The sequence below is a fragment of the Actinomadura sediminis genome (assembly GCF_042675525.1).
In the GTDB taxonomy this organism is placed as follows: domain Bacteria; phylum Actinomycetota; class Actinomycetes; order Streptosporangiales; family Streptosporangiaceae; genus Spirillospora; species Spirillospora sediminis.
Genome location: NZ_JBHTJA010000190.1, coordinates 1 through 5,985, shown reverse-complemented (window position 1 = coordinate 5,985; position 5,985 = coordinate 1). Strand labels below are relative to the sequence as shown.

The window sequence follows — 5,985 nt, the reverse complement described above, 5'->3', positions numbered from 1 at the left end:
GCCGCCGCGGACGTCCCCGCGCCGTGGCTCGCGGCCGTCGTGCCCGGCACGCTCGCGGCGGTCGCGCTGCTCACGGCCGTCCCGGCGCGGCGGGCCGCGCGCCGCCCCGTCGCCCGGGTCCTGTGAGGGTCAGGGGGAGAAGTACCGGCGGGGGTTCTCCACGAGCATCTGGTCGAGCTGGGCGTCGGTGACGCCGCGGTCGCGCAGCGCGGGCAGGACGTCGTCGCTGATGTGCCGGTAGTTCCAGTTCGGCGCCATGCCGTTCAGCAGCTCGGGATCGGGGCCGAACCAGTCGATGAAGCAGCTCGCGTCGTGGCTGAGCACCATGCGGTCGGCGTAGCCGCGCTCGCACATCGCCACGACCGTGCTCACCCGGTCGGCGGTCGGGTTGATCACGTCGAGGCCGAACCGGTCCATGCCGAGGATCGCGCCGGTGTCGGCGAGCTCGCTCAGGTAGCCGAGGTCGTTGCTGTCGCCCGCGTGCCCGATCACCACCTTCGACAGGTCGGCGCCCTCCTCGCGCAGCACCCGCACCACCTCGCGCCCGGCGTGGATCGAGCTCTCGGTGTGGACGGTGATCGGCGCGCCCGTCTCGCGGTGCGCGCCCGCGACGGCCCGCAGCACCCGCTCGACGCCGGGCGTGAGGCCGGGCGCGTCCACCGCGCACTTGAGGAACGCGGCCCGCACCCCGGTGTCGCCGATGCCCTGCGTCAGGTCCCGGACGAAGTCGGCGATCATCGGCTCGGGGCCGCCGAGCAGCGTGCCCGGGCCCCGGTGGTGGAACTGGAACGGCAGGTCGTTGTAGGTGTAGATCCCGGTCGCGGCGATGATGTTGAGCTCGGGCACCCGCTCGGCGATCCGCCTGATCCGCGGGATGTAGCGGCCGAGGCCCCACACGGTGGGGTCGGCGATCGTGGTGATCCCGCGCTCCACGAGCTGCCGGAGCTTGCGGACGGCGTCGTCGGCCTTCTCGTCCTCGTCCCACCAGTCGCCCGCGCCGTAGTTCTCGACGTGCTCGGTGCTCAGGACGAACACGTGCTCGTGCATGAACGTGCGGCCGAGCGCGCCGACGTCGACGGGGCCGCGGACGGTCTGGACTTCGGCCATGGGGATCTACCTCCGAACACGCACCCGCGGTGCATACCGACCGGTCGGTTTCTGGCAAGCTAGGGCGCGGGACGCAGCCCCGTCAATGCCCTACCCCAGCGGAGGTGCGCAGGTGACCAGCGTCGAACGGCCGGACGTCCGGCCCGTGCGGGAGAGCGCGGTGGAACGGCGGATCCTCGCCGCCGCGCTGCGGCTGTTCGCCGAGCGCGGCTTCGACGGGACGTCGGTGCAGGGGATCGTGGAGGCCGCGGCCGTCACCAAGGGCGCCCTGTACCACTACTTCGACTCCAAGGACGACCTGCTCTACGAGATCTACCATTCGCTGATCGCCCGGCAGCTCGCCGACCTCGACCGGGTGCTGGCCGGGCGTCCGCCGCCGCGCGAGGCCGTCCGCGCGGTCCTGGCCGGGCTGATCCGCAGCACCGCCGAGCACATCGACGAGGCGAAGGTGTTCAGCCGGGAGATGCACCGGCTCGACCATGGCCGGATGCGGTCGGTGCGGGCGCAGCGGCGCCGCTACCACGTGACGTTCCGCGGCATCGTCGAGCAGGGGCAGCGCGAGGGCGTCTTCGCGCGCACCACGCCCGCCGAGACCGTCACGATCGTCGCGCTGGGCATGGTGAACCAGATGCCCGCGTGGTGGCGGGCGGACGGCCCGAAACCGGCCGACGCCCTCGCCGACGAGGTCGCCGGGTTCGTCCTCGCGGCCCTGGAGAACGGGGCCGCGCCGCCCGCCGCCGGTCAGCCCTTCGCGGGCTGACCGGCGCGCGCGGCGAACGCCGCGACGACCGCGGCCAGCACCGACAGCACCGCGATCGACGCCGCCATCGGGACCGCGGTGTCCTCGCCCCCGATCCCCGCGAGGGGCCCGGCGGCGCCGCCCAGCGTGAACTGCCCGACGCCGAGCAGCGCGGACGCGCTCCCGGCGACGCGCGGCGCCCGTCCCCACAGCGCCAGCGCCGTCGCGTTCGGCAGGACCAGGCCCTGGCCCGACGCGACGAGGAACATCCCGGCCAGCGCGAGCGGCGGCCCGGACCCGGCGAGGACCGCCACGAGCAGCAGCGCCGCGCCCGCGAGGACGATCCCGAGCCCGGCCGCGAGCAGCCGGGTCAGCGGCACCCGCCCGGCGAGCCGCCCGCCGACCTGGCCCGCCGCCACGATCCCGACCGAGTTGACGCCGAACGCGACGCTGAACGCCTGCGGGGACATCCCGTAGACGTCCTGCAGCACGAACGGCGACCCGGAGATGTAGACGAACATCCCGCCGAACGACAGGCCGATCGCCAGCACGTACCCGAGGAAGGACCGGTCGGCGAGCAGGCTCCGGAACGTCCGCAGGGTGGCGCGGACCCCGCCGGTCTCGCGGAGCCCCGGCGGCAGCGTCTCCTTCAGCCCGAGCAGCGCCGTCAGGAACAGCGCCACCCCGATCCCGGACAGCACGGCGAACACGCCCGGCCACGGCACCACCCGCAGAAGCTGCCCGCCGATCACCGGCGCCAGGATCGGCGCGAGCCCGTTCACGAGCATCAGCATCGAGAAGAACCGGGCGGCGGCGACCCCGTCGTACAGGTCGCGGACGATCGCGCGGGCGATGACGATCCCGGCGGCGCCGGCGGCGCCCTGCACGAACCGCAGCGCGATCAGCGACTCGACCGTCGGCGCCGCGACGCACAGCAGCGACGCGACCGCGTACACCGCGATCCCGGCGATCAGCGGGCGGCGGCGGCCGAGCGCGTCGCTCAGCGGGCCCACGACCGCCTGCCCGAGCGCGAGGCCGATCAGGCACGCGGTCAGCGTGAGCTGCGCCCGCATCGCGCCGGTCGACAGGTCGTCGGCGACGTCGGGCAGCGCCGGCAGGTACATGTCGATCGACAGCGGCGCGACCGCGGTCAGCGCGCCGAGGACCGCGATGAGCCCGAACCGCGACCCGGGGGAGGACGGCGCGGCGGGCGCGTCCGCGGCGCCGTCCGGGAGGGCGTCGGCGGCCGGGGCGGGGCCGGTGTCCGGGCGGTGGGGAGACTGGGGCATGGGGGGCTCCGTGAACGGACGGCGCCCGGCCGCGGTGCGCGGCCGGGCGGCGGGGGACGGCGGGGGCTCAGACGGTGGTGACGACCTGCTCGAACTCCAGCCGGCGGTTCCGCTCGAACCACGCGCCGGGTCCGGGCCGCCCCACGTTGATGATCGCGATGGCGCGCCGGCCGCCGTCCCCGAGGAACTCCTTCTCGACGGCCGCGGCGTCGAAGCCCGCCATCGGCCCGGCGGCGAGCCCGGCGGCGCGGACACCGAGGATGAGGTAGCCGAGCTGGATGGTGGCGTTGAACCGCGCCATCCCGGCGCGTCCCGGGCTGGCGGCGAGGTTATCGCGTGCGTCCGGGTCGTGCCAGATGACCGGCATGTGCTCGTGGAAGTCCTCGTCCGCGGCGGCGATCAGCGAGACCGGGGCGGCCGCGGTCTTCGCGCGGTTGCCCTCCGCCATCAACGGGACCAGGCGTTCCTTCGCCGCCGCGCCGCGTACCGCGACGATCCGCAGCGGCTGCGCGTTCATCGCGGTCGGCGCCCACTTGACCAGGTCGTAGATCGCGCGGAGCTGCTCGTCGGTCACCGGCTCGGACGTGAACGTGTTCGCCGTGCGGGCCTCGCGGAACAGCAGGTCCTGGGCGTCCTCGGGCAGGGCGAGGAGGCCGTCGGGCGCGATCGCGGTCATCGTGCAGCCTTTCGTCGGGATGCGGGTCGTCTCGTGGGGAAGACGGGTCGTCGGAACACGGATCGTCGGAACGCGGGTTCCGCAAACATGCAACGAGATGACCGTCCGTTATCTGCCGCGTCAGGCAGTGGGGTGCGTCACATCCAGAACGGCGGGCGGGCCAGCGTCGACAGGTCCGGGAGCCGCTGCGCCGCCGCGACGACCGCGCCGGTCACCGTCCCGGCCGTCAGCAGCGACAGCCCGCCCAGCACCGCGAGCCGTCCCAGCCGGTACCCCGCCGGGACGCGCTCGGCGCCCCGTCCCCGGACCGGCCACGGCGACCGCAGCGGCGCCGTCCCCGGCGGCTCCGGGTCCGCCGCGGGGGCGGGCCGGTCGTCGGCCGCGGCGGCACGGGCGCCCGGCGCGAGCCCCGCCGCCCATGTCAGCAGCTCGGCGACGGCGGCCGGCTCGGCGCCCAGCCCGGACGCGAAGTAGCGGACCCGGCCCGCGACCTGCTCGAGCGTCCGGACGGTGTTGCCGAGGCCGACGTCCGCGAGCCACTCGCGCACGCCGCCGTCCAGGCCGCGGCCGATCTCGGTGCGGGCCAGCAGGTCGGTCTTGGTGACGACCACCGCGACGCGCTTCTGCCGCCCCCGGTCGGGCCGCGACCGCAGCTCGTTCAGCACCCGCTGCAGCGTGTCGGCGGGGTCCTCGTCCGACGACATCGCCGCGCGGTCGACCAGCTCCCGCTCCTTGCCCGTGAGCGCCCGCCGCACCTGCGGCAGCGCGAACGGGTCCACGACGAACACGAGCGCCTCCCCGTGGTCGAGGTAGCGCAGCGACTCGACCTCCGTCGCGCCCGTGTAGTGCTCGCCCGCCGGGTCGAACAGGTACAGGATGCGGCGCGTCCGTCCCGGCAGGTCCACGTCCACCATCGTCGCCAGGGGAAGCTCCGGGCCCGTCTTCGCGAGCCGCCCGCCCCGCCGGAACTCCCGGATCGCCGCCGCGTACGCCTCCGCGTGCCGCCGCTCCACGAACGACAGGCGTCCCCCGGCCGCGTGGGCGCGCGCGTGCAGCGCCCGGATGCCCAGCACCATGAACGTCGTCTTCCCCGCGGCCGGGCCCCCGACGAACGGCAGCGGCTCCACGCGCACCCGTCCGATCCGGTCCGGCAGCCGCCCGCCGCAGTGCGGGCAGTACGCCGCCAGCCGGAACCGGCCGAGCGGCACCGTCGTCGGCAGCCGCGCCCCGCACCGGCACACGTGCCGGAACGCGCCCGCCGCGCCCGGCGCCAGCCGCGGATGCCGGGCCCCGCACCCCGGGCACTCGTACTCCGGCAGCGCGATCCGCTCGTAACAGAACGGATGCGGGCACGTCTGCAGGATCCGCCCGTAGGCCATGAACCCCCGCTCGACCGCCGCGAGCACCAGCACGCACACCAGCCAGCACACCAGTCCGGCCGCCGCGACGACCCCGTACATCAGCGTCAGCGCCGACACGAACACCGCCGCCGGGACGGCCGCCGCCGCGATCCCCGCGCACAGCGCGAGCCAGAACGGGAACGCGAAGAACCCCCACGGCCCGCCGAGCAGCAGCGTCCGGGTCAGCCACGCGACCGTCCGCGACGCCGTCGTCCACACCCGCGGCACGACCGTCCGCGTGATCGTCCACCAGTCCCGCCACACCTGCCCCAGCAGGTAGGTGCGGTACGCGACGTCCGGTGCGGCGACCGGCGACGGCCCCTTCAAGGTGGACGGCGCCAGCGTGCGGCACGCGTGCAGGTAGTACAGGGCGAGCGCGGCGCCCCCCGCCGCCGCCAGCGTCACGGGGAACAGCACCGGGAACACGTACACGAACCCGAGGAACATCACCGCGGCCCACACCGCGAAAAGGATCAGCACCAGGACGCCCTGCACCCGGTCACCTCCCCTCGGCGATCAGCTCGCGGAGCGCGGGCCGCAGCTCCGGCGCGCGCCCGAGGTACGCGTCGAGCTGCCGCCCCGCGAGCCACCGGCCCGCCGCCGCCCGCGCCCATGCCTCCAGGCCGGGTTCCCGCACGTTCCGCCCCCGCAGCCGCAGCACGACCTCCACCAGCTCGTTCCGCTGCCCGATCTCCGCGCCCCGCAGCGGCGCGCGTCCCGCCCGCGCCCGCGCCGGCAGCGCGTCCGTCCAGCATCGCGCGAGCCGCGCCCGCA

The 5,985-nt window shown here is 75.4% G+C and carries 5 protein-coding genes and 1 pseudogene; 1 reads left to right on the top strand and 5 read right to left on the bottom strand.

Annotated elements, in window-relative coordinates:
- Positions 1-129: 129 nt before the first annotated feature.
- Entirely contained in the window at positions 130-1,107 is a 978-nt protein-coding gene (locus ACFQ11_RS36770; protein WP_378307421.1) for a phosphotriesterase family protein, read from the bottom strand.
- A gap of 112 nt (positions 1,108-1,219) precedes the next feature.
- Here ACFQ11_RS36770 and ACFQ11_RS36765 point away from each other — a divergent pair, with 112 nt between their 5' ends.
- Positions 1,220-1,867 (top strand): TetR/AcrR family transcriptional regulator, encoded by a 648-nt coding sequence (locus ACFQ11_RS36765; protein WP_378307419.1) that lies wholly within the window; start codon positions 1,220-1,222, stop codon positions 1,865-1,867.
- Here ACFQ11_RS36765 and ACFQ11_RS36760 read toward each other — a convergent pair.
- From ACFQ11_RS36760 to ACFQ11_RS36745, 4 genes and pseudogenes are all read right to left on the bottom strand, one after another.
- The gene (locus ACFQ11_RS36760) at positions 1,849-3,135 is read right to left on the bottom strand and encodes a multidrug effflux MFS transporter (RefSeq protein WP_378307417.1); all 1,287 of its coding nucleotides are present in this window, start codon (positions 3,133-3,135) and stop codon (positions 1,849-1,851) included. The genes ACFQ11_RS36765 and ACFQ11_RS36760 overlap by 19 nt on opposite strands.
- Positions 3,136-3,202: 67 nt before the next feature.
- On the bottom strand, positions 3,203-3,811 hold the full coding sequence (locus ACFQ11_RS36755; RefSeq protein ID WP_378307415.1) for a malonic semialdehyde reductase: 609 nt from the start codon (positions 3,809-3,811) through the stop codon (positions 3,203-3,205).
- Positions 3,812-3,948: 137 nt separating this feature from the next.
- A complete protein-coding gene (locus ACFQ11_RS36750; protein WP_378307413.1) occupies positions 3,949-5,706 on the bottom strand; it encodes a TRAFAC clade GTPase domain-containing protein in 1,758 nt (585 codons plus the stop codon).
- Between the two features lie 4 nt (positions 5,707-5,710).
- Positions 5,711-5,985 (bottom strand): annotated as a pseudogene (locus tag ACFQ11_RS36745) (hypothetical protein); the annotation flags it as partial.